The sequence below is a fragment of the Kushneria aurantia DSM 21353 genome (assembly GCF_000382245.1).
GTDB classification, from domain to species: Bacteria; Pseudomonadota; Gammaproteobacteria; order Pseudomonadales; family Halomonadaceae; genus Kushneria; species Kushneria aurantia.
In genome coordinates, this window is sequence record NZ_KB907873.1 from 29,572 (window position 1) to 49,278 (window position 19,707).

Consider the following 19,707-nt stretch of genomic DNA (forward strand, 5'->3'; position numbering starts at 1 on the left):
CGGTCCAAACAGATGCGTAATACTTACAAGGATGCCATTACGGCCAGATTAATCCCTCGGCGGGGGGCACCGACTATTAGACGATAGTCACTCCCGTGGATGATCGTCACTCCTCGCCGTCGGTACCGCTGAAGCGCAATATGTCGCCGCAGTGGCGGCAGCGATAACGACTGCCCCGCAGGGCGTTGAAATGGCGCCGATTGCTGAAACCATGGGTTCGGCAGCGGCATTCGTAGCGCCAGGGCGCCGGACTGGCGCGGGACGTGTCGAAGCGGTGGGTGACTCGCGGCGGCAGCTGGAAGATATCGCGCATGGCACGCTGCCACTCGCGACCATGGGGGCGTATCCGCGGGCCATGGGTGTGATGTACCACCCAGTGGGCCATCTCGTGCGGTACGATTTCGTCAATAAAGGCCTGCGGCTGCTCACGATAAAGGGTCATGTTGAAACGCAGTCCGCCACGGCCGAAATGGGCCTGGCCGGCACTGCGACCGTGCAGATCGCACCACACACCGGGGCGCGGCAGTCGCGGATGAAAACTGCGCGCCCGCTCGAAGCACTGTTCGACGCTCGCCAGCAGGCGCTCTCGATCGATGGGTGGCGTCTCGTTCAAGCGACTGGCGTCGGTCCCGCTCATGAGTGCTACTATCCTCCTGTTATTTACGGGCGGCGAGTGACCGCCCGCGCCTACCGACCGTACCGCAATATGGACTGCCATGAACGATAGCACGGCCGACACCCCCGAAACGGCGCCGCTGATCGACGACGAACGCCTCGATGCCCTGTTCGAGTTTCTCGACGGCGAGCGGGTCAGCGAAGAGGCGCTTGATCTGTTCGCCGCCCACGGCCTGATCACGGCGCTGGCGATTGCGCCGCTCGAGCACGACGCCGACAGGCGCCACGCGCTGGTGCTGGAAAGCGAACCCGAGTGGCAGGACGACGCCGAGCGCCAGAGTGTACTCGGCGCGCTGGATGACATGCATCGCGGCGCGCGCGAACTGCTGGAGAACGGCCTGATCCCCGACCTGCCCTTCGACCTCGAATTCGACGCCGACGACATCGGCGAAGAGATGCATCCCATCAGACTGTGGTGTGCGGGCTTCATGGCGGGCGTCTTCAACGACGAGCAGGCCTGGTTTGGTGAGCAGGAAGCGGCGGCCGCCGAGCTGCTGCTGCCCTTCATGACGCTTTCCGGTCTGTTCGACGACGAGGATCCGGAGCTGGCCGCCGCCGGGCACGAGCCGCGCAGTGCCAGCGCACTGGCCGGTCAGCTGCCGGAGCTGACGCTGGATCTGTTTCTGCTCTACCGCGCCCCACCCGAAAAGCCTGCTGCCGCTAGCGGGTCAGATAAAAGCAACAGGAAAGCCGGCAGTCCCGGCCACGGCGGCAAAAAGCGCGGCGGCCGGCGGCGCCAGTGATCCGCGCTCTCGGCGTCAGCGCAGGCGCGTGATCAGCGCATCCAGCAGCCCATACCACCACTCGCGCAACCGCTGACGCCGCGGCCGGGACGCCCACTGTTCGGCCTCTATTTCTCGGCACTGGGCAAAGCAGCTTCTGAACAGCGTGGCCATCTCGTCGGCGAAGCGAGGGTCGTCGACCTCCTGATTGGCCTCCAGGTTCCACTGCAGGCTCCAGTGGTCGAAGTTGCACGACCCCACCGTCGCCCAGCCGTCGCAAAGGCTGAACTTGGCATGAATGAAGCGTGGCTGGAACTCGAAGATACGCACGCCGGCCTTCAAAAGCCGGGTAAAAAAACGCTGACCGGCATAGCGTACGCTGGGATGATCATGGTCGCGAGCGGCCAGCAACAGGCGCACATCGACACCGCGGCGGGCGGCGCGTACCAGCTGCCGACGCAGCGTGAGGGTGGGCACGAAATAGGGCGTGCAGATCCAGATATGTCGCTCGGCGCGGCTCACCTGGTGCTGCAGCGAGTGGCGAATCGCCTGGTAGCGATAGCCGCGCCCCCACACCACACGGCCGGTCATGTCGCCCTTATCGCCCGTCTCGACCGGCGCCGACGGCACTTTCGGCAGCAGGTGTCGCTGCCCGTTCACGGCCTGTGCCAGGCGTGAACGCCAGGTACGCTCGAAAAGCGTTGTCCAGTCCGCCACACAGGGGCCTTCGATGCGCAGGGCGATCTCGAACCAGGCGTTGAGAAAATGATCGCTGACGCCAAAACCGCCGGTAAAGGCAGTGCGACCGTCGACCACCACCAGCTTGCGGTGGTCGCGGGAGATGAAGCGGCCCAGATGGAACAGCGACAGCATGTTGAACTCGCGCAGATGAACGCCCGCTGCCATCAGTCGCTGCTTGCTGGTGCGTGACAGCGACCAGGAGCCGCAGGCATCGCACAGCAGCCTTGCATCCACGCCGCGCGCGGTGGCGCGCTCAAGGGCGGCGAAGAACTGCTCCCCCATGGTACCGTCCTCAACGATATAGAGCTCGATCAGCAGCGACTCGCAGGCGCCGTCGATCGCCGCCATCAGCGCCGGCACGAAACACTCCGCCGACGGCAACAGGGTAAAATGGTTGCCGCTGTGCCACTGCTCTCTCATGCTCTCTCCGTCGCCACAGCGCCCGGTGGCGCATTCGCTGTACCATGACGCCCACCTGTCGCCCACCGGCACCGACATGGCACGACGCCTCGATGCCGGTTTATATCAGTGGAGCCACGATGTCGCCATCCAGATCGTCCCGGGCGCGTCTCGTCCGCCTATTTAACCGTCTGGCCGGTCGCTGGCTGCACTTTCGCGCCACGACGCCGCAGTCGCCCGACACCCTGGTCGAGAACTCCGACAGGCCGCTCGTCTACGTGCTGCCGGTCTGCGACTTTGCCGACCGGGTGGCGCTGACGCGTTTTTGCGCAATCCACCGGCTGCCGTCACCCACCGGTGAGACGACGCTGGCCGACGGCACCCGCCTGTCGAGCACCACCGCGCTGTTCGATGGCGCTCGATATCGTCGTCACCATGGTCATGTCGATTACTCGGCCGCGCTCGACACGATGATCGCAGCTCAGCAGCGCTCGGGAGAAGACGTCATGCTGATGCCGGTTACCCTTTTCTGGGGCCGCGCACCGCAGCGAGACCGCGGGCATCCACGCTACCCGCTGCTGCACCGCCTGGCCGCCGGCGTGCGGCGGCTGAGCGCTGTGGTGATGCGCGCTCGTGCGCTGGAAGTGCGCTTTGGCGAGCCGCTGTCGCTGGCGGCGCTGGTAGAGCGCGGCGACGCCGAGGCAGGCTTTGCCAGAGTGCGCGCCACCCGCTTTCTGCGCCGCTATTTTCAGCGTGTGCGGCTACAGGCAATCGGACCCGACCTCTCCCCTCGCCGCGTTCTTGTCCAGCGCGTGCTGCGCCAGCGCGCCGTCAGCGAGGCGATCAGCGCCGACGCCGAGGAGCGCGGTCACTCCCGCGAGCAGAGCCATCACCGCGCCGAGCGCTACGCCGAGGAGATCGCCGCGGCCATGTCGGCGCCGGTGATGCGACTGCTGTATCGGCTGCTGGGGCAGCTGTGGAACCGCCTCTACGATGGCGTCGAAGTACACGACAGCGACGCGATCGAGGAACTGGCCGGTACCCACGAGCTGGTCTATGTGCCCTGCCATCGCAGCCATATCGACTATCTGCTGCTCTCCTGGGTGCTCTATCGTCAGGGCCTGATGCCACCCCACATTGCTGCCGGACGCAACCTCGATATGCCGCTGATCGGGCGGCTTTTACGCGGCGCCGGCGCCTTCTTCATGCGCCGCAGCTTCCGCGACAATCGCCTCTATGCCACCGTTTTTAACGAGTATCTGCACCAGCTGCTGTCGCGCGGCCATCCGGTGGAGTATTTCATCGAGGGTGGCCGCTCCCGCACCGGGCGCATGCTGGCGCCGCGCCCCGGCATGCTGTCGATGACACTGCGTTCCCATGCCCGTGCTCCGACACAGCCAATGGCCTTTGTGCCGGTCTATATCGGTTACGAAAAGGTGCTGGAGTCGCGTGCCTACATCCGCGAACTGCGCACCGGCCACAAGCGCCGTGAAAGCCCGCTGGGGCTTTTACGTGCGCTGCGTCACCTGCGCCAGCCCTTCGGCCGGGTACAGGTCAGTTTCGGCGAGCCGCTCGAGGTTGGCGCCTGGCTGGACAGAGAGGTCAGCGGCTGGCGCGACGCCCCGAACGACAGCAACGCCGACTGGCTGCGCCGTGCAGTACCCGGGCTCGGCTTCGAGCTGGCGGCACGCATCAACCAGGCCGCCGCGCTGACACCAGTGTCGATGGTAGCGCTGGTGCTGCTGGCCACTTCCCACCGCACCATCGAAGTCGAGCTGCTCGCGCATCAGCTCGAAAGCCTCGACGCGCTGCAGCGCCACTACCCCGGCGCGCAACGGCTGCGCCTGCCGCAGGGTGACGCAGCGCAGTGGATCGAACGCAGCCTCACCCTCGGCCTGGTCTCACGGGTGGAGCACCCGCTGGGCGATCTGATCACGGTGGATAGCGAACACGCGGCGCTGCTCACCTGGTATCGCAACAACGCCCTGCATCTGTTCGCCCTGCATGCGCTGGTGGCGTTCGCCTTTCGCAACAACCGGCGCCTCGACTTCGCCACCCTCGAAGCGCTGCTGTCACCGCTGTGGCCGGCGCTGCGTGAAGAGCTCTATATCGATGACGGTGGCACGCCGTTCGAGCGCCAGCTGCACGGCGTGCTGAATGCACTGCAGGCGGCCGGACTGCTGATTGAGCATCAGCATCAGTGGCAGCGCCCGGCCGATGAACTCGAGGCGCGAGAACGCCTCTATCTGCTGGGACGGATCATTCAGCCGACCCTGGAGCGCGGTTTCATTCTGCTGTCGACGCTACTGCGCTACGCCGACGGCGGCATAAGCCGTGCCAGCCTGGTGGAGCAGAGCGGTCTGCTGGCCGAACGTCTGACGCGCCTGCAGGGGCTCAACGCTCCGGAGTTCTTTGATCGGCGTCTTTTCACCGGGCTGCTCGATACCCTCGCGCGCGATGGCTGGCTCGAGGAGCGCGACGGCGGGCTCCATGTCGATCCGCACCTGCCCGAAACCCTGGGCACAACAAGGCGGCTGTTCGATCCGGCGCTGCGTCACCGTCTCAGCGAACTGACGGCACGTCTGCCTCGGCGTGAACCGAACCGGCCGCTATAGCGCCTTCAGCGAGCGGTGGACATAGAGGTCGTAGCGGCTGTTTTTCGAACTCAGCTGATGATGCGGCGCCGGCCCCTCGATGGGCGGCGCCCCCTTCGGCCGCTTGACCACCACCCGGTGGGTCGCCACCGCCAGCGCCTGCTCGAGCAGCGCCGGCGCATCCTCGTCGTCGCCGGCCAGGGCGCGAAACAGCCGCATCTCCTTTTTGACCAGTGCCGACCCCTGGCGATGCGGATACATGGGATCAAGGTGTACCACCTGTGGCAGCACCCCGGACTCCGCCACCAGCGCCGCCAGTTCACGGCTGCTGTCGCCCGGCACCAGCGACAGCCGCTGGCGCAGCTCCGAAAGCTCGGGCTCGGCCGCCAGACGCGCCAGCGCATCGGCCAGTAGCGCCGCGATCGCCGGCTGACGCTCGATCAGCAGCACCCGCGCGCCCAGCGCCGCCAGGGTCGCAGCGTCGCGGCCCAGCCCGGCGGTGGCGTCGACGATCTCCGGCGTCACCCCCTTGCCCAGCCCGCAGGCGCGGGCGAGCAGCTGACCGCGACCGCCGCCGAAGCGGCGCCGATGACCGACGCGACCGCCCACCAGCTCGGCGCACAGCGGCTGGCCAAAGCGTGACGGATCACCGCCCAGCGCCAGCCCTGTCTCACCGTAGCGCAGCCAGAGGATATCGCCGCCCGGCACCTCGGCCCGCAGCGCTACCCCCAGCGCGTGCGCCAGCGCCGCACTGCGGGCGTCATCACCCACCACCACCGGTTCCAGCGCAGCACTCATCACAGCAACAACAGCAGCAGCAACAGACCCAGCGCCAGCCGATAGATCACGAACGGCAGCATGCCGATGCGGTCCAGCGCGGCAAGAAAGAGCCGAATGCAGATAAAGGCCGACACGAAGGAGAGCAGCACTCCGACGCCGATCGCCCTCCAGTGGGCGTCACTGCCGCTGCCGGCAAGCTCGATGCCCTTGAAAAGCCCGGCGGCGAGGATCAGCGGTATTGAAATCAAAAAGGAGAACTGCGCCGCGCTCTGACGCGTGAACCCCAGCATCAGCGCAGCGGTGATGGTGATACCCGAACGCGAGGTGCCGGGAATCAGCGCCAGCGCCTGGGCCAGGCCAATCAGCAGCGCGCTTTTCCAGCCCAGCTGCGCCATGGCAAGCCGCCGCTCGCCCCTGGCATCCGCCCACCACAGCAGCAGGCCGAAGATGATGGTAGTGGTGGCGATCACCAGACCCGAGCGCGCCCAGACGCTGATCAGATCGTCGGCGAGAAAACCGATAATACCGGCCGGCAGCGTTGCAATAATTACCGCCCAGCCAATCCGCGCCTCCTCGCTGGCGCGCCTTTTGAAAACCTGCGCCAGCCAGCCGCGGGCGATCGTCCACACCTGATGGCGAAAGGCGATCAGCACCGCCAGCAGAGTGCCGACATGCACCGCCACATCGAAGGCCAGCCCCTGGTCGGGCCAGCCCAGCAGCTGCGAAGGCAGGATCAGATGAGCAGAGGAAGATACCGGCAGAAACTCGGAGATGCCCTGAATCAGGGCGAGCACCACCACATGCAACCAGTCCATAGCGGAGTTCCTTGATCGACGACGTCAGGCGGGCTTTTGATGCGCCACCCGGTCGCGCAGATAAACCGGCACCGCCTCAAGGGGCGTGGTGGCGATCCCGGCGGCGAAGTCCGCCGCCGCCAGCCGCACCATATCGGCGGCCTGCGGCGCGCGCGCCTCATGACGCTGTGTCACCTGGCGGGCAATATCCGCGGGCAGTCGATCAAACAGCGCCACACCGCTGCCGACCATGGTGATCGACGTTTCCGCCGGCGTCAGTACCAGCGCCTCCGGCGCCGTCACGCAGGGCGCCAGCAGCGCCTCGGGGCCGTTTTCAGCGGCGCCATAGAGCGCCACATAAAGCTCACCGAGACGCGCATCCAGCGCTGCCAGCACCCGCTCGGCGCCGTCGTCGCGCAGCGCCGCCAGCGCCAGTGCACGCAGGGTAGAGATGCCCAGAAGCGGCCGGTCGCATCCCCACGCCAGCCCCTGGGCGACGCCGGCGGCGATACGCACACCGGTAAAGGAGCCGGGGCCGTGACCGTAGGCCAGCGCATCCAGCTCGGCCATTGCGACACCCGCGTGCGCCAGCACCTCATCGATCATCGGCATCAGATAGTGCGTGTGACCGCGCGGCACATGGGCGCGGCGATCGATGACCTCGCCATCGCGCCACAGCGCCACCGAGCAGTTGTCCGAGGAGGTATCCAGTGCCAGCAGGGTTGTCATTGCACAGAGATCGTCATTGCGAGAGCGCCATCGTGATTTACGTAGCGGCAGCATTATAGGACAAGCACCGCAGGCCCCAAAGCCGAATACAAAAGCGCACCGCCGCAATGGCGATGCGCATCGGGTAGTGCATATGACACGCCAGCTACTCTGACGCTTCAGCTCTCCAGTGCCTCGATGGCGCGACGGCGAATATCCTCGACGCTGCCGACACCCTCGACGCGATGGCACTGTGGTGCGCGCGTGGGTGCTTCCTCTTGCCACTGGCGGTAGTAGTGGATCAGCGGTTCGGTCTGCTCATGATAGACGTCGAGGCGGCTGCGTACCGTCTCCTCGCGGTCGTCATCGCGCTGAATCAGCGGCTCGCCGGTGTCGTCGTCGATGCCCGGTTCACGGGGCGGGTGGTGGTCGATGTGATAGACCCGGCCCGAGCCTTCATGCACGCGTCGCCCGGAGAGGCGCTTGACGATCTCCTCGTCGGCGACATGAATCTCCAGCACGTGGTCGAGCTCGACACCGGCATCGCGCAGGGCGTCGGCCTGCACGATGGTGCGCGGGAAGCCGTCGAGCAGAAAGCCGTTGACACAGTCGGGACGGGCGATACGTTCGCGTACCAGCTCGATGATGATGTCATCGGGCACCAGCTTGCCGGTCGACATGATCTCCTTGACCCGCTGACCCAGCTCGTTGCCCTCCCTGACGGCAGTGCGCAGCATGTCGCCGGTGGAGATCTGCACGATACCGAAGCGCTCACAGATAAAGCGGGCCTGAGTCCCCTTGCCCGCGCCGGGGGCTCCCAACAGGATCAAACGCATGGAAAAACCGCTCCTGGATAATGTTGTTTGCTGACGCCAGTTTTAATGGCCAGGGCAAAATGCAAACCGCAACGATACCGACAGCACCGCGCGCGGCACAAGCCGAGTGTGGCAAATTGCGACATTTTGCCAGGTATGGGCGCCACAGCGACGAAAAAGCGGCCCCGCAGGGCCGCTGGCAGTCACCAATGGCGTGCGACTTACATTGTCAGCCGCCGTATATCGCTCAGAAGTGACGCAAGGAAGGCGGTAAAACGCGCCGCGTCGGCGCCGTTGACCGCTCGGTGGTCGTAGGAGAGCGACAGCGGCATCATCAGCCGCGGCGCAAACTCGCTACCGTTCCAGACCGGCTTCATCTGCGATTTGGAGACGCCCAGAATCGCCACTTCCGGGGCGTTGACGATCGGCGTGAAAGCAGTACCGCCGATCGAGCCGAGACTCGAAATGGTAAAGCAGCCGCCCTGCATCTCGTCGCGCTTGAGCTTGCCCTCCTGAGCGCGCCCGGCCAGCTCGATCACCTCTTTCGCCAGTTCGATAATGCCTTTCTGATCCACGTCGCGGATCACCGGCACCATCAGACCGTTGGGCGTATCGACCGCCACGCCGATATGGAAGTACTTCTTCTGGATGATTTTATCGCCATCCGGGTGCAGCGAGACGTTGAACTGCGGGAAACGCTCCAGGGCACGCGCCGCGGCCTTGATCATGAAGGGCAGCGGTGTGAGTTTCGCGCCCTGCTGCTGCGCCTCATCCTTCATCGCCTTGCGGAAGTCTTCCAGCTCGGTGATGTCGGCCTCGTCGAACTGGGTCACGTGGGGCACGTTGAGCCAGCTACGATGCAGGTTGGTGGCACCCGCCTTCATCAGGCGGCCCATGGGCTTCTCCTCGACCTCGCCGAACTGGCTGAAGTCGATCGCCGGAATCGGCGGAATACCGCCACCCTGGGCAGCACCTGCAGCGGAGGCAGCGGACTGGCCGCCCTCCCTGCGCGTTTTCATCACCTGCTTGACGAAGGCATCGACGTCCTCCTTCAGCACGCGATCCTTCGGGCCGCTGGGCTTGACCTCGGTCAGGTCGACGCCCAGCTCGCGGGCCATTAGACGCACTGCGGGACCGGCATGGACGCGGCTGCCACCCTTGCCCTGGCCGGGAGCGGCTTCACCGCCGTAGGCGCCCTCGTCCTTTTTCGCCGCGTCGGGCTGATCCTTGCCGCCACTTTTCTTTGACGGCTGTTTTTTGCCCTTGTCAGCGCTTTTCTTCGCACTATCATCGCCGGACGATTTCGCATCGTCCTTTTTCGACTGCTTCGGCTTGCCGGATCCGCCGGCGCCGGCGACCTCGATATAGCCGATCAGATCGCCCTCGGAGACGCTGTCGCCCTCCTTGACGCTGATCTCGACCACCCTGCCCTTGTAGGGGCTGGGCACGTCCATCGACGCCTTGTCGGACTCCAGCGTGATCAGCGCGTCTTCCGCGTTGATCTCGTCGCCTTCACTGACCGCTACCTCGATGATCTCGACGCCTTCACTGCCGCCGATATCGGGCACACGCAGCTCCCTGCGACCGCCTTCACCCTCTTCGTCGTCGCCGTCGTCATCTTCGTCGGCTTCGTCGTCATGGTCATCCGTGGCGGCGTCAGCGCTGTCGTCTTCGTCGCTGTCATCGTCGCCGTCGTCATCCCCATCGCCGGCGATCTCCATGGTGGCGATCAGGTCGCCCTCGGAGACGCTGTCGCCCTCCTTCACTTCGAGCGACACCAGCTTGCCGCTGTACGGGCTGGGCACGTCCATCGACGCCTTGTCGGACTCCAGCGTAATCAGCGCATCCTCCTCGCTGATATCGTCACCTTCGCTGACCGGGATCTCGATGATCTCGACGCCCTCGCTGCCGCCGATATCGGGCACGCGCACCTCGACGGTACGCTTGCCGCCGCCGGAAGAGGTCTTCTTCGGCTTCTCTTTCTCGACGTCGGACTCGTCGGCCTCGGCCTGCTCCTCATCCGCGTCATTATTCTGGTCGTCGGCGTCCTCTTCGGGCTCGCCATCCTCTTCGCCTTCCGCTTCCAGCTCGAGAATGTCGTCACCCTCGGAAACCTTGTCACCTTCACTGACCAGCAGTTTCTTTACCTTGCCGGCCTTCGGTGCGGGGACGTCCATCGACGCCTTGTCGGACTCCAGCGTGATCATGGTGTCCTCGGCCTCGATGCTGTCACCGGCCTGGATCGGGATCTCGATGATCTCGACCCCTTCGCTACCCCCGATATCGGGGACCTTTATGATTTCACTACTCAAGGTCGCGCTCCTTTCATCCGGCCGTGGCCGCCGGGCGCACCCGGCGACACCGCGTATTTAACGCCTCAGCTCACCAGCGGGCTGGGTTTTTCGGGGTCGATGTCGAATTTCTTCATCGCCTCGCCCACCTTTTTGGCATCGATCTCGCCGCGGGCGGCGAGCGCGCGCAGTGCCATGACGGTGACGTAGTAGCGATCCACCTCGAAAAAGCGGCGCAGATGGGCACGGGTATCCGAGCGGCCGAAGCCGTCGGTACCCAGCACGTGGAAGTCCGTCGGTACCCAGGCGCGCACCTGATCGGCGTAAAGCTTGATATAGTCAGTGGAGGCGATGGCGGGACCGTCGCGCTCCTCGAGACAGCGGGTTACCCAGGGCTTTTCACGCTTGTCGTCGAAGTCCAGGAACTGCTGGCGATCGAACTCCAGTGCTTCACGGCGCAGCTCGTTGAAGCTGGTCACGCTCCACACATCGGCGACCACACCGTACTCTTCGGCCAGCAGTTCGGCAGCCGCTTCCACCTCGCGCAAAATGGTGCCACCGCCCATCAGCTGTACCCGCGGTGCATCCTTCTTGCCCTCGCCTTCGTGCAGCAGATACATGCCGCGCACGATGCCCTCTTCGCAGCCTTCCGGCATCTCGGGGTGGTGATAGTTCTCATTCATCACCGTCAGGTAGTAGAAGCAGCTCTCCTTGTCGTGGAACATCCGCTTCATGCCGTCCTGGATGATCACCGCCAGTTCGTGGCCGTAGCAGGGGTCATAGGCACGACAGTTGGGCACGGTGGACATCAGTATGTGACTGTGGCCGTCCTGGTGCTGCAGCCCTTCGCCATTGATGGTGGTACGCCCGGCGGTACCGCCGACCATGAAGCCGCGCGCCTGCATGTCGCCGGCGGCCCACACCAGGTCACCGATACGCTGAAAACCGAACATCGAGTAGTAGATGTAGAAAGGAATCAGCGCCAGATGGTGGTTGGCATAGGAGGTCGCAGCGGCGATCCAGGCCGACATCGAACCGGCCTCGTTGATGCCCTCCTCGAGAATCTGGCCCTTCTGGTCCTCGCGGTAGTACATGATCTGACCGGAGTCCATGGGCTCGTACTTCTGCCCCTCGGCGGCGTAGATGCCGATCTGGCGGAACATGCCCTCCATGCCGAAGGTGCGCGCTTCGTCAGGAATGATCGGTACCACCCGCTCGCCGAAGGCCTTGTTCTTCACCAGGCCGTTGAGCACGCGCACGAACGACATCGTCGTGGAGACTTCGCGATCCCCTGACCCCCTGGTCTGGGTGGCGAACGTCTTGTCGTCCAGGCCCGGAATCTCCAGCGCCTCGAAATCGCTTCTGCGCGCCGGCAGATAGCCGCCGAGCTGCTTGCGCCGCTGCTGCAGGTAGCGCATCTCGGGGCTGTCATCGTCCGGCTTGTAGTAGGGAATACCGTCGTCGATCTGCTTGTCGGAGACCGGGATGGCGAAGCGGTCGCGCATCGTCTTGAGGGCGTCGTTCTCCATCGATTTGATCTGGTGCGCTTCCATGTCGGCCTCGCCGCTGCCGCCGCCCATGCCGTAACCCTTGACAGTGTGGGCGAGGATTACGGTGGGGCGGTCACCGGCGTTATGGAAGGCTTCATGATAGGCGGCGTACATCTTCTGCGGGTCGTGGCCGCCGCGGTTGAGGCGATGGATGTCCTCATCGGAGTAGTCCTTGACCATCTCCTCGAGCTCTTCGTATTTGGCGAAGAACTTTTCGCGCGTATAGGCGCCACCGCGTGCCTTGAAGTTCTGGTACTCGCCGTCGACCGCCTCGTCCATGCGCTTTTGCATGATGCCCTTGTGGTCGCTCTCGAACAGCGGGTCCCAGAGACCGCCCCAGACCACCTTGATGACGTTCCAGCCGGCGCCGCGGAAGACGCCCTCCAGCTCGTCCATGATGCGGCCGTTACCGCGCACCGGGCCGTCGAGGCGCTGCAGGTTGCAGTTGACCACGAAAATGAGGTTGTTGAGTTTCTCGCGGCTGGCCAGGTGCAGCGAGCCCAGCGATTCCGGCTCGTCGCACTCGCCGTCGCCAAGGAAGGCCCAGACCTTGCGATCGCCCATGTCTTCAAGGCCGCGGGCGTTCATGTACTTCATGACATGCGCCTGGTAGATCGCCTGGATCGGACCCAGCCCCATGGACACGGTGGGGAACTGCCAGTACTCCGGCATCAGGTAGGGGTGCGGGTAGGAGGAAAGCCCCTCGGCGACCGCTTCCTGGCGGAAGGTGTCGAGCTGCTCCTCGGTCAGACGGCCCTCGAGATAGGAGCGCGCATAAATCCCCGGGGTCACGTGGCCCTGGATATAGATCAGATCGCCCTTCTGCTCGTCGCTGTCGGCGCGGAAGAAGTGGTTGAAACCGGTCTCGTAGAGTACCGAGCAGGAGAGGTAGCTGGCCAGGTGACCGCCCAGCCCCTTGTACTTCTTGTTGGCGCGAATGACCTGCGCCACGCTGTTCCAGCGGATCGCGGAGCGGATCTTGCGCTCCATGAACATATCCCCGGGCAGCCTGGCCTCGCGATGAGCGGGGATGGTGTTGCGATGAGGCGTGTTAACGGAGAAGGGGGGCAGCTTGCCCTCGCTGCGCAACCGATCAGCCAGTCTGCTGAGGATATACTGAGCGCGCTCCTCTCCTTCACGATCCATTACCGAATTCAGGGCATCCAGCCACTCCCCTGTTTCGATCGGATCGTGATCTTCTCTTGCCTCCAGACTCATAGACGTCTCTCCGAATGAAGATAGGTTTCAGCGGGCTCTTCTGGAGCCTCGATCGCTTTTTGGCGGGTCGGCCCTTCTGGTGGGGCCATGTGCTCTGTTAAAGAGCCTCCGGAATACGTCGTTTGATAGCCGCAGGGATCGAGCGGCCGGCACGGATCGGCGGCACTGGGGCCGTGTCGAAAACCCTGATGGGTAGCCATCAACGAAGCAGGTCAAACCCTGGAAAAGGGCGCTCTGATCGGGTAACGAAGATACCGCAAACCTGCAGTCATGCCAATTGAAGCGGCTGCAACCCCTTCAATTCGGGCCGTTTGATTGCTCTCATCGCCGGTCGCGACCCGTCTATGCAGTAAAAGGATAGTCACGACGACACCACCGAGCCAGCAGCCACCAATGGCGAATTGCCACACCCCCGCGATAGCAGTAGATGCAGATAGCACCAGTCGAAGCTCGGCCCGGGGTCGCGCTTGCGCAGCGGCGCGATCTGCTCATGCCCCACCAGCCGCGAGCGATCAATGCCTTCATAGTGGCACTCGAGCGTCGCTATCGTCCTCGCCAGGGCGCTGTACTGTGCCGCCGTAAAGGGGCGCTCGTCGCCTTCCAGCTCGATGCCGAGACTGAAATCGTTGAGCGCCCGGCGCCCCTGCCAGCGCGAGCGACCAGCGTGCCAGGCGCGACGGTCGAAGGGGACGAACTGCGTGATACTGCCGTCGCGGCGAATCAGCAGATGGGCCGAGACGCGCAGATGCGCAATGGTGGCAAAAAAGGGATGGGCACGGGGCTCGAGCCGATTGGTAAAAAGCGCCTCGATGGCGTCACCGCCGAACTCTCCCGGCGGCAGACTGATCGAATGCACCACGATCAATGACAGCTCGCCGGAGGGGCGCGCATCGCAGTTGGGTGAGTCGATATGCCGCGCTCCGACCAGCCGATGAGCGTCGATCATGGCAGCCTCCCTCAATGTCGAACGCCCCGCTCAGGAGCTCGAGGCAGAATGCGCGGTAGCGGGCAGGCGTTGCTCGAAGGCGTCGATAAAGCGCTGCCGGTCGGCACGGCTCAGCAGCCCGATTGGCAGCAGATGCCGGCGGCGTTCGCTATGCAGTCGCAGCACCATCGCGCTACCGGTACGCTTTTCGACGGCGGCAATATTGCGATAATCGATATCCACCAGCCGCGGCTTCCAGGCCGGGCCGCCAATGTAGCGCAGCCGCTGTGCTTCGAGCCGTAGTACCGGTGACAGCCGTCGTCGTGTCGACAGATTGTTGCCGATCATCAGCCCCCAGGCGAGCAGGCCCAGCGCGATCGGCACCACCGGCCAGACCCGCCCACTCTGCCAGGCATGCACCATCAGGGTGATGGCGCCGGCCATCGAAAAGGCAAAGGCGACACCCAGCAGCGTCGTGTTGAGACGCTTTTCGGTCAGCAGCAGGGGTGTCGCATCAGCGCTGTCGTCGCGGTTGTTCATGCTCTCTTTTTCCATGGTCGGAAACTGTCGGCGTAGGCAATGCATTTTGACCGCAGATCGCCGCCAATGATCCCCGATGCATCGCAGTAGCTGGCATAATGGCCGTCATGACAGATTTTACGGCCGCTCGGCTGCCTCCGCTCGACATCATCGCCACCGTTGAAAGCTGCTACCCGGACAAATTCGGCGTGCCGCGTCAGCCGGGTCTGGCGCCCTCCGCGACCGCCCGCCTGCGGCTGCTCGCCCCCTTTGATCAGGCCGAGTGCGTACGTGGGCTCGAACATTTCAGCCATCTTTGGATCAGCTTTGTGTTTCATCACAGCCCGCAGCGCTGGACGCCGCTGGTACGCCCGCCGCGGCTGGGCGGCAATCGCCGCATCGGCGTTTTCGCCTCGCGCTCGACCCACCGGCCCAACCGGCTGGGGCTGTCACTGGTCGAGTTGACCGGCATCCGCTACGAACCCGGGCCGGTGCTGGAGCTGCGCGGTCACGATCTGATCGATGCCACCCCGGTGGTGGATATCAAACCCTGGCTGCCCTGGGCCGACAGCGCTGAAAGCGCCCGCGCCGGCTTCGCCCCCGAACCGCCACCGCAGCTGCCGGTGGCACTGACACCCGCCTGCGAGGCGCAGCTTGCAGAGCGTCACGACGGTCAAGCGCTGCGCACTCTGATCAGCGAGGTGCTGGCGCAGGACCCGCGTCCCGCCTACCGCCGCCGACGCGACGACGAGCGGGTCTACGGCGTGCGTCTACATGATCTCGACGTGCGCTTTCGCATTACGTGTGACGACCAGGGCGTCGCCCGTGTCCGGGTCGAGGCGCTGGTCGAGATAGCAAGCCGGTAGGCGGCAATCGCCCTGTCAGCCAAAATCGACGCCGATACGCCGGCCGACCTCTTCATAGGCTTCGATCACACCACCCAGCCCCTGGCGGAAGCGATCCTTGTCCATCTTTTCGCGGGTGGTGGCGTCCCACAGCCGGCAGCCGTCAGGGGAAAACTCGTCGCCCAGCATCACCTCGCCATGAAACAGGCCGAACTCCAGCTTGTAGTCGACCAGCAGCAGATTCCCGTCGAGAAACAGCTTTTTGAGGATGTCGTTGATAGCGAAGGTCAGTTCGCGAGCGCGCTCGAGATGCTCGCGCCGCGCCCAGCCGAAGGTGTCGGCCAGCGATTCGTTGATCATCGGGTCGCCCTTCTCGTCATTCTTGAGAAAGAGCTCGAAGGTGGGCGGCGTCAGCTCGATGCCCTCCTCGACGCCGAGACGACGGCACAGCCCGCCGGCGGCAAGGTTACGCACCACGCACTCCACCGGCATCATGGTCAGGCGCTTGACCTCGCACTCGGTATCGGAGCGCAGCCGCTCGAAATGCACCGGAATACCGGCCTCCCGGAGTCTGGTCATGATGAAGGCGTTGAAGCGGTTGTTGACCTTGCCCTTGCGCTCGAGCTGCTCGACCCGTTTGCCATCGAAGGCGCTGGTATCGTCGCGAAACTCGAGAATCAGGCGGTCCGGGTCGTCGGTTTCGAACACCGACTTGGCCTTTCCGGCGTACAACTGTTGGCGTTTTTCCACGGTGCTCTTTCTCCACGGCGTTTGGTCACGGCCCGAGGCCATGTTATTGCAGAATCGAGGGTATCGGCGGACCCACCGCTACACCACCACCTGCCAGTCCAGCGGCTGTGTCTGGCAGGCAATGGCCAGACGGTCGTCGTCGCCATCCAGCAGCGGCCTCAGCGCATCGAAGGCCAGTTCGGGACGATTATTCTTTTCGGAAAGATGAGACGCAACCAGCCGCTGCATGCGATCGGTCCCCAGTTCGCGCAGCAGATCGAAGGCCTGAACGTTGGAGAGATGGCCCAGCCGGCCGCTCACACGACGCTTGAGAGCCATCGGATAGGGGCCGTCGGCGAGCATCCGGGCATCGTGGTTGCACTCGATGAAAAGCGCGTCGCAGCGCTGGTAGCGCTTTACCACATGGGGGGTGACGAACCCCAGATCGGTCAGCAACCCCAGTCGATGGCGATCGCTCTGCAGCAGATACTGCACCGGCTCACGAGCATCGTGGGGCACCGTCACCGGCGTCACCTCGATATCGCCGATGACCACAGGGCGCTCCGGAACCACCAGCTCGACGCGGATATCGGCATCGGGCTGCAGCGCCAGCCAACTGCCGGCGGTCATGTAGAGCGGCAGCGCGAAGCGGCGCGCCAGCGACATTACGCCACGCACGTGGTCGATATGCTCGTGCGTGATCAGAATCGCCGTCAGCGTCGCCGGGTCGACCCCCAGCGACCACAGCCGCCGGGTGGCCTCGCGAATGCCGAAGCCGCAATCGACCAGCAGCGTGGTCTCGCCCCGGCTTGCCAGGGTGGCGTTACCATGGCTGCCGCTGCCCAACGAGGCAAAACGCATCAGCGCAGGGTCGAGGCCACGCTATCCAGAATCTCGCGCGCGACGCGCGGATCGACCGGCTGATCGCTGCTGTCGGTGACCGTCACCAGCACGCCGCCACTGCTCGGCTCGACATGCAGACGATACTCGCCGGTGCGATCCGCCTCGCCCATAAAGGGCACCCAGCTCCCCTCGCCCTCGACGGTATAGTCGATGGTGAACACCCGTTCGCTGCGGTTCTGATCGATCAGACGGCGGCCGCCGGTCTCGTAGTTGTTCTCCAGCTGCCACGCCATTTCCGCCCAGGCACGGGGGAAGTCGAGCGCCAGCGCCAGCTGCCAGCGGTCGTCGCGACTCTCCAGCTGTACGCGGTCGTTACGCGACAGATTCTGTGCCACCAGCGAGACGCCGCTGTCCGGCGCGCTGGCGGAGAGATACGCACTGATCGCATCGAGACAGCCATCGACGCTTGCACTGCCCTGCTGGCAGTAAACGTCGGTGGTATTACCGCGAATGCCCTGACGCAGCGAGATCACCCCGCGATCGGTAACGATACGCCCGCGATCACCGTCGATCGACTGCACGTTGTAGCCGGACTGCTGCACGAACTGCTGCAGACGCGGCCAGATATTGCCGGGCGCAGCACCCACTACCAGCCAGCGGCTGCCGTCGGCACGACGGTTCTCGACGAAACTGCGGCGGCTGTCGCTGGTGGAAAGCGACTGCGGCCGCGGCGGCTCGAAACCGCCGCGCTCGGCAATAAAGTCGTTGCGGGTATCGGGAACCGGCATGGCGTTCCGGGAACGCATGCGGTCGCGGGTTGGCGGCAGCGTCAGGGGTTCGCTCATCTGCGCCTCGGCGTACTCGCTGTTGCGGTCGTAATAGTAACCGCTCCCGCAGCCGCTCACGGCAATCAGTAGTGGCGCGATCGCCATCCAGCGGGTTGTATACCTCATTGCTCTATCACTCCGGCCAGCTGCAGTGCTTCGGCTACAGTCGGTTGATACTTTTCGGAAAGCCAGGTCAGCGGCAGTCGAATGCCGCGGTCGATCAAGCCCATATGGTTGAGCGCCCACTTGACCGGTATGGGGTTGGCCTCGATGCCCAGCACCGAGTGCAGCGGCATCAGGCGCGTATTGATCTGGTGGGCACGATCGTGATCGCCGCCCACCGCGGCAGTACACAGCTCGTGCATGGAGCGCGGCGCCACGTTGGCGCTCACCGAAATGGCGCCGTGACCGCCGGCCAGCATGAACTCGCAGCTGGTGGGATCATCGCCCGAGTAGAGCGCGAAGTCGTAACCGCGCAGCCGCTCGATCAGGTCCTCGGCGCGCTCCAGGTTGCCGGTGGCATCCTTGAGGCCAATGATGTTGTCGACCTCGGCCAGCCGCAGGGTGGTCTCGTTGTAGAGATCGACGCCGGTACGACTCGGCACGTTGTACATGATGACCGGCAGATCACAGGCGCTGGCGACCGCACTGAAGTGCTGGTAAAGCCCTTCCTGGGTGGGGCGATTATAGTAGGGCGTTACAGAAAGACAGTAGTCGGCGCCTACCTCTCTGGCATAGCGCGCCAGCTCCACCGCCTCGGCGGTGGCGTTGGCCCCGGTACCGGCGATCACCGGCACCCGGCCGTTGACCTCCTCCACCACGGTACGAATCACGTCGAAGTGCTCGGCGAAACTCATGGTCGTGGGTTCGCCGGTGGTACCGGCCGCCACAATGGCGTCGGTACCGTGCTCGAGATGCCAGCCAACGTAGCGCCTGAGCGCTTCCCAGTCGATCGCACCATCGGTCTTCATGGGCGTCGCCAGAGCGACCATGCTGCCAGTGATCATCCCGCCAACCTCTCCTGTCATAACATTGGACCTGTCCGTGGGAAAAACGGACTCGGTGGCCGCAGGCATCCCGCAGGGGGCGCGTCGGCCGGGCTGTCGATGGTACTCGGCGCGCCGGCGCCTGTACAGCCGGCCGCGAGCGCAAAGGGGCGACGCACCCGGCATAACGTTACACTGGCAACACCGCCGGACTATCCTGGTGGACCCGCCGGTCCACTACCCGGCTCAAAGCAGAAGGAGCGACAGCATGACCCTCGAGATCGGCGACACCGCACCGGATATCACCCTCGACGCCACCAGCGGCGAGCGCTTCAACCCGACCGCCTTTGCCGGCGAGCAGCTGGTGGTCTACTTCTACCCGAAGGACGCCACTCCCGGCTGTACTACCGAGGGGCAGAACTTTCGCGATCTGAGCGATGCCTTCAGCGCCGCCAATACCCGTATTGTCGGGGTCTCCCGCGACAGCCTGCGCCAGCATGAGAACTTCAAGGCCAAACACGAATTCGGCTTCGAGCTGGTCAGCGACCCCGACGAGCAGCTGTGTCGCGCCTTCGATGTCATCAAGCTCAAAAAACTCTACGGCAAGGAGCACGAGGGCATCGAGCGCAGTACCTTTCTGATCGACCGCGACGGCAAGATTGCCGCAGCGTGGCGCAAGGTAAAGGTCGACGGCCACGCCACCGAAGTGCTGGAAGCGGCGCGGACGCTCAACGACGACTGAGCCG

General features: G+C 64.6%; 18 protein-coding genes. 4 read left to right on the top strand and 14 right to left on the bottom strand.

What is annotated here, in order from left to right; all coding sequences use genetic code 11:
• Positions 1–106: 106 nt before the first annotated feature.
• Positions 107–637 carry a SprT family zinc-dependent metalloprotease gene (locus H146_RS0109880; RefSeq protein WP_019951713.1) on the bottom strand — a complete coding sequence of 177 codons (531 nt, stop codon included), beginning with the start codon at positions 635–637 and terminating at the stop codon, positions 107–109.
• A 79-nt stretch (positions 638–716) separates the two neighbouring features.
• Here H146_RS0109880 and H146_RS19020 point away from each other — a divergent pair, with 79 nt between their 5' ends.
• Entirely contained in the window at positions 717–1,418 is a 702-nt protein-coding gene (locus H146_RS19020; RefSeq protein ID WP_019951714.1) for a YecA/YgfB family protein, read from the top strand.
• A gap of 15 nt (positions 1,419–1,433) precedes the next feature.
• Here H146_RS19020 and H146_RS0109890 read toward each other — a convergent pair whose 3' ends face one another.
• Positions 1,434–2,558 carry a phospholipase D-like domain-containing protein gene (locus H146_RS0109890; protein ID WP_019951715.1) on the bottom strand — a complete coding sequence of 375 codons (1,125 nt, stop codon included), beginning with the start codon at positions 2,556–2,558 and terminating at the stop codon, positions 1,434–1,436.
• Between the two features lie 119 nt (positions 2,559–2,677).
• On the opposite strand from H146_RS0109890, the gene plsB reads away from it, so the two are divergent.
• Positions 2,678–5,152: a glycerol-3-phosphate 1-O-acyltransferase PlsB gene (plsB, locus tag H146_RS19025; protein WP_019951716.1), complete on the top strand. Its 2,475-nt coding sequence runs from the start codon at positions 2,678–2,680 to the stop codon at positions 5,150–5,152.
• Here the strand turns inward: plsB and H146_RS0109900 are convergent.
• The 8 genes from H146_RS0109900 to H146_RS0109935 all read right to left on the bottom strand — a co-directional run bounded on the left by H146_RS0109900 (position 5,147) and on the right by H146_RS0109935 (position 14,752).
• Entirely contained in the window at positions 5,147–5,929 is a 783-nt protein-coding gene (locus H146_RS0109900; protein WP_019951717.1) for a class I SAM-dependent methyltransferase, read from the bottom strand. The two genes, plsB and H146_RS0109900, sit on opposite strands and share 6 nt — an antisense overlap.
• Positions 5,929–6,726: an undecaprenyl-diphosphate phosphatase gene (locus tag H146_RS0109905; protein ID WP_019951718.1), complete on the bottom strand. Its 798-nt coding sequence runs from the start codon at positions 6,724–6,726 to the stop codon at positions 5,929–5,931. The genes H146_RS0109900 and H146_RS0109905 overlap by 1 nt, the downstream gene beginning before the upstream one ends.
• 24 nt (positions 6,727–6,750) lie before the next feature.
• Entirely contained in the window at positions 6,751–7,434 is a 684-nt protein-coding gene (gene tsaB, locus H146_RS0109910; protein WP_019951719.1) for a tRNA (adenosine(37)-N6)-threonylcarbamoyltransferase complex dimerization subunit type 1 TsaB, read from the bottom strand.
• A 158-nt stretch (positions 7,435–7,592) separates the two neighbouring features.
• Positions 7,593–8,249, bottom strand: coding sequence for an adenylate kinase (adk, locus tag H146_RS0109915; RefSeq protein WP_019951720.1), 657 nt, complete (start codon positions 8,247–8,249; stop codon positions 7,593–7,595).
• A 200-nt stretch (positions 8,250–8,449) separates the two neighbouring features.
• A complete protein-coding gene (aceF, locus tag H146_RS0109920) occupies positions 8,450–10,540 on the bottom strand; it encodes a pyruvate dehydrogenase complex dihydrolipoyllysine-residue acetyltransferase (protein WP_019951721.1) in 2,091 nt (696 codons plus the stop codon).
• A 65-nt stretch (positions 10,541–10,605) separates the two neighbouring features.
• The gene (aceE, locus tag H146_RS0109925) at positions 10,606–13,287 is read right to left on the bottom strand and encodes a pyruvate dehydrogenase (acetyl-transferring), homodimeric type (protein ID WP_019951722.1); all 2,682 of its coding nucleotides are present in this window, start codon (positions 13,285–13,287) and stop codon (positions 10,606–10,608) included.
• A 361-nt stretch (positions 13,288–13,648) separates the two neighbouring features.
• The gene (ampD, locus tag H146_RS0109930; protein WP_019951723.1) at positions 13,649–14,233 is read right to left on the bottom strand and encodes a 1,6-anhydro-N-acetylmuramyl-L-alanine amidase AmpD; all 585 of its coding nucleotides are present in this window, start codon (positions 14,231–14,233) and stop codon (positions 13,649–13,651) included.
• Positions 14,234–14,263: 30 nt separating this feature from the next.
• Positions 14,264–14,752: a hypothetical protein gene (locus H146_RS0109935; RefSeq protein ID WP_019951724.1), complete on the bottom strand. Its 489-nt coding sequence runs from the start codon at positions 14,750–14,752 to the stop codon at positions 14,264–14,266.
• Between the two features lie 98 nt (positions 14,753–14,850).
• Between H146_RS0109935 and tsaA the strand changes: the two genes are divergently transcribed.
• The gene (tsaA, locus tag H146_RS0109940) at positions 14,851–15,597 is read left to right on the top strand and encodes a tRNA (N6-threonylcarbamoyladenosine(37)-N6)-methyltransferase TrmO (RefSeq protein WP_019951725.1); all 747 of its coding nucleotides are present in this window, start codon (positions 14,851–14,853) and stop codon (positions 15,595–15,597) included.
• A 15-nt stretch (positions 15,598–15,612) separates the two neighbouring features.
• On the opposite strand, the gene purC is transcribed toward tsaA, so the two are convergent.
• The 4 genes from purC to dapA all read right to left on the bottom strand — a co-directional run bounded on the left by purC (position 15,613) and on the right by dapA (position 18,982).
• Positions 15,613–16,326: a phosphoribosylaminoimidazolesuccinocarboxamide synthase gene (gene purC / locus H146_RS0109945; RefSeq protein ID WP_019951726.1), complete on the bottom strand. Its 714-nt coding sequence runs from the start codon at positions 16,324–16,326 to the stop codon at positions 15,613–15,615.
• A 78-nt stretch (positions 16,327–16,404) separates the two neighbouring features.
• Positions 16,405–17,166 (bottom strand): MBL fold metallo-hydrolase, encoded by a 762-nt coding sequence (locus H146_RS0109950; protein WP_019951727.1) that lies wholly within the window; start codon positions 17,164–17,166, stop codon positions 16,405–16,407.
• A complete protein-coding gene (locus H146_RS0109955; protein WP_026351894.1) occupies positions 17,166–18,101 on the bottom strand; it encodes an outer membrane protein assembly factor BamC in 936 nt (311 codons plus the stop codon). The genes H146_RS0109950 and H146_RS0109955 overlap by 1 nt, the downstream gene beginning before the upstream one ends.
• Positions 18,098–18,982 carry a 4-hydroxy-tetrahydrodipicolinate synthase gene (gene dapA / locus H146_RS0109960; RefSeq protein ID WP_019951729.1) on the bottom strand — a complete coding sequence of 295 codons (885 nt, stop codon included), beginning with the start codon at positions 18,980–18,982 and terminating at the stop codon, positions 18,098–18,100. The genes H146_RS0109955 and dapA overlap by 4 nt, the downstream gene beginning before the upstream one ends.
• A gap of 247 nt (positions 18,983–19,229) precedes the next feature.
• Between dapA and H146_RS0109965 the strand changes: the two genes are divergently transcribed.
• Positions 19,230–19,703 carry a peroxiredoxin gene (locus tag H146_RS0109965; RefSeq protein ID WP_019951730.1) on the top strand — a complete coding sequence of 158 codons (474 nt, stop codon included), beginning with the start codon at positions 19,230–19,232 and terminating at the stop codon, positions 19,701–19,703.
• Positions 19,704–19,707: the final 4 nt, after the last annotated feature.

Excerpts from the sequence above, each read along its gene's own strand:
- tsaB (WP_019951719.1), bottom strand. The coding sequence starts at position 7,434 with ATGACAACCCTGCTGGCACTGGATACCTCCTCGGACAACTGCTCGGTG.
- tsaA (WP_019951725.1), top strand. The coding sequence starts at position 14,851 with ATGGCCGTCATGACAGATTTTACGGCCGCTCGGCTGCCTCCGCTCGAC.
- plsB (WP_019951716.1), top strand. The coding sequence starts at position 2,678 with ATGTCGCCATCCAGATCGTCCCGGGCGCGTCTCGTCCGCCTATTTAAC.
- H146_RS0109965 (WP_019951730.1), top strand. The coding sequence starts at position 19,230 with ATGACCCTCGAGATCGGCGACACCGCACCGGATATCACCCTCGACGCC.
- adk (WP_019951720.1), bottom strand. The coding sequence starts at position 8,249 with ATGCGTTTGATCCTGTTGGGAGCCCCCGGCGCGGGCAAGGGGACTCAG.
- H146_RS0109955 (WP_026351894.1), bottom strand. The coding sequence starts at position 18,101 with ATGAGGTATACAACCCGCTGGATGGCGATCGCGCCACTACTGATTGCC.
- H146_RS0109880 (WP_019951713.1), bottom strand. The coding sequence starts at position 637 with ATGAGCGGGACCGACGCCAGTCGCTTGAACGAGACGCCACCCATCGAT.
- aceE (WP_019951722.1), bottom strand. The coding sequence starts at position 13,287 with ATGAGTCTGGAGGCAAGAGAAGATCACGATCCGATCGAAACAGGGGAG.
- ampD (WP_019951723.1), bottom strand. The coding sequence starts at position 14,233 with ATGATCGACGCTCATCGGCTGGTCGGAGCGCGGCATATCGACTCACCC.
- H146_RS0109950 (WP_019951727.1), bottom strand. The coding sequence starts at position 17,166 with ATGCGTTTTGCCTCGTTGGGCAGCGGCAGCCATGGTAACGCCACCCTG.
- H146_RS0109935 (WP_019951724.1), bottom strand. The coding sequence starts at position 14,752 with ATGAACAACCGCGACGACAGCGCTGATGCGACACCCCTGCTGCTGACC.
- H146_RS19020 (WP_019951714.1), top strand. The coding sequence starts at position 717 with ATGAACGATAGCACGGCCGACACCCCCGAAACGGCGCCGCTGATCGAC.
- H146_RS0109905 (WP_019951718.1), bottom strand. The coding sequence starts at position 6,726 with ATGGACTGGTTGCATGTGGTGGTGCTCGCCCTGATTCAGGGCATCTCC.
- H146_RS0109890 (WP_019951715.1), bottom strand. The coding sequence starts at position 2,558 with ATGAGAGAGCAGTGGCACAGCGGCAACCATTTTACCCTGTTGCCGTCG.
- H146_RS0109900 (WP_019951717.1), bottom strand. The coding sequence starts at position 5,929 with ATGAGTGCTGCGCTGGAACCGGTGGTGGTGGGTGATGACGCCCGCAGT.
- dapA (WP_019951729.1), bottom strand. The coding sequence starts at position 18,982 with ATGATCACTGGCAGCATGGTCGCTCTGGCGACGCCCATGAAGACCGAT.